The sequence below is a fragment of the Endozoicomonas sp. YOMI1 genome, from assembly GCF_024606345.1.
Lineage (GTDB): Bacteria > Pseudomonadota > Gammaproteobacteria > Pseudomonadales > Endozoicomonadaceae > Endozoicomonas.
The window spans coordinates 1-2,485 of the sequence record NZ_JAHHPM010000419.1; the positions used below are offsets into that span (position 1 = coordinate 1).

The window sequence follows — 2,485 nt, forward strand, 5'->3', positions numbered from 1 at the left end:
CCCAGCTGTCCAAAATGACTTGCTCGCTATCATATTTAGAAGGCGGAATTGGTATAACTTTGTTCATCCTGAGCGGAGTCAACGGACATAAACTCCATACCCTGAATAAAGGCTGTGCCAATCACCCTTCGACTCAACTTCAGGGTGAACGGAGATTGTAAATATCAAACTCATTGACATGATGTACCAGTGGTGAAATTTACCAGACAAACCAGAAATTTAAATAAATTTTCCACCGCCACGCGACGGCATGGATGCAGAATCCAGAGGTAAAAAGGGAGCCGCTGTCATGAAGGGCTGTTTATTCCAGAACAGCCACTTGTTTTCCATTGATTTTGAGTAAAGCTGTCGATACCAGTCAAGCGCTGAACGCCTGAATTCAGTATTTACGCCATCCTCGAAAGCACTCATGGCGGTGGTTATATAGCCGTAAGGCTTGTCAGCTATAGCTTTTGAGCCGTCAAAGCAACGCATATAGTAATGAATAGAATCCAGATACTCTCCTTTTCTGAAATAGATAAAACCCAGCTGTTTATTCACGGCCGTGAGGTACGGTTGGTCATTTGCATATTCAGCTGCACGCAACTGTTGGAACAGAGTGTCAATGGCCTGGTCCAGCTGATTCAACCGGGTTAATGCTATTGCTACATTAAGGTTGAAATGATAATCCACCTTTGCACACTCTAAAGCGAAGACCATGGCACAAGTCCAGGCCTGATACCAATGAGGATCTTCTGGTGTAAGGCTTGCAGCCAAGGCTTCCAGCTCCTTCCATCGAGTGATGGTCCATTCAACCTGATCTGATTCCAGGTTATTTATGGCAGGCTCTGATATTTCTGAAAAAGACGTAGGTGCATAAAAAAATGGGAGCATAGAGTTCGATAGTTCTACTTTATTTTCTAATGACTTTGGCTTCAGATAATTGAACCAACAAATAGCATTAGTTACAAATTTCTGATCCTTACACACACTAATAGTGTGCTTCATTGAAGAGAGTATAAATGAGTAAGTTTCATTCGGGACATCCAGCATTGATGCAAAGCCTCGCATATAATGTTTTACAGCATCGACATAACTCCGTTTTTTAAAAAATAAAAATCCTAACTGTTTGTTAACACCCGAAAGATATCTCTGATCATTACACTTAGTCAGTTGATCAAGCAAAATCATTTTTGCCTGATCAATATCCTTGAGTCTTGTTAAAGCTTTCGCCACATTTAAATTGAAGTGATAGTCTGTCTCAGAGCACTGCCAGGCAAAATTGAGAGCATTTTGCCACGCTGTAGTCCATTCACTGCTTCCTTCTTTCAGAGACTTTGCATGCTCTTCCAGTAATTTCCAATGATCAATCAGGATTTTTTTTCTACTAAAAGCTGAAAGTTGTTGATCACAGTATACATCAGCCCATGTAGACTCCCAATGTGCACTGGTATGTCCTTCTTCATCATGGCTGGTTGAAGAAACAGATTCACTTACATCAAGTGCTAAGGGATTTGGGGGGGCAAAACCCTGTGATTGGACAGAGTCAGAAAATGCTTCTGCTTCCGGTGGCCAGAAATTCTGAAAACTGCCAGGTCCAGACTGTTCACCGACACTCAGGTTTTTCGTCAAGTGAACAGGGACTGATTCAACATTATCTCCCGATAATTTGGTTGGTTTGCTTAAATAACCAAACACAGCTTCAGGCCTTGCATTGGATACCTGCCTTTGATTCCATAAATGGGTAAAGTTATTTGTCACCGGTTGAAAATAAGGCTTTTCAAAATTTTGTGGTCTAATGCAGGTAGTTTCCGGAAACACAGAAGAGAGGTTCTCTCTTTGCTGATCCAACAGACATGGTTCAATAGAAGTAGATGGGGATAACCCAGCCATCGACGTCACATAATTATTCCCACGATTTCGCAGAGTATTTTCTTTGTTCAGAGCAGGAGAGTGACTAAAGAATCCTGGAGTTAAATGTCCCCCCCTATCATCAAGCAGGGTACATATATCTTTCTGAATCCAGTATTCTGGATCATGACTATTAAACTTAGCCTGACTATTTGTTTTTTTTCCGCCTTTAACCATACCCGCCATTTTAGCGTGGCAATTTGATACTCTACTTGATACTCTGCGCTGGCCATAAACAACAGAATCATTCTGATCGGTGTTGAGGCGATCATAATAATTCTTCAGACCATATGGCGTACCAAGTAATACACCACTATTTCTTTCCATAACAAAACTCGATTGATAAATAGTCTAAGACAGTCTTAATAATGAAAAATTCAAAAAAACTCAATATCCAGGATTTGAACTTTCCTGAAAACAAATTTATTTCAGCTCCCCATCTCCAGGAGAGATCAGGAAATGACCACTCTACAGAGCCCACGCTATAAGGATTGATAATTGCTTTGGTATTATAATACCCCCGAGAAACACGCGGCCTGAATAAGTAGTTAACCAAATGAAATCATATTTTCTGGCTAAGTGATCAGTCACTCTG

Annotated in this window: 1 protein-coding gene; it reads right to left on the minus strand. The window is 40.9% G+C overall.

From position 1 onward, the window contains the following. Positions 1-219: 219 nt before the first annotated feature. Positions 220-2,217 carry a hypothetical protein gene (locus KDK15_RS14865; protein ID WP_257296169.1) on the minus strand — a complete coding sequence of 666 codons (1,998 nt, stop codon included), beginning with the start codon at positions 2,215-2,217 and terminating at the stop codon, positions 220-222. Positions 2,218-2,485 lie beyond the last annotated feature (268 nt).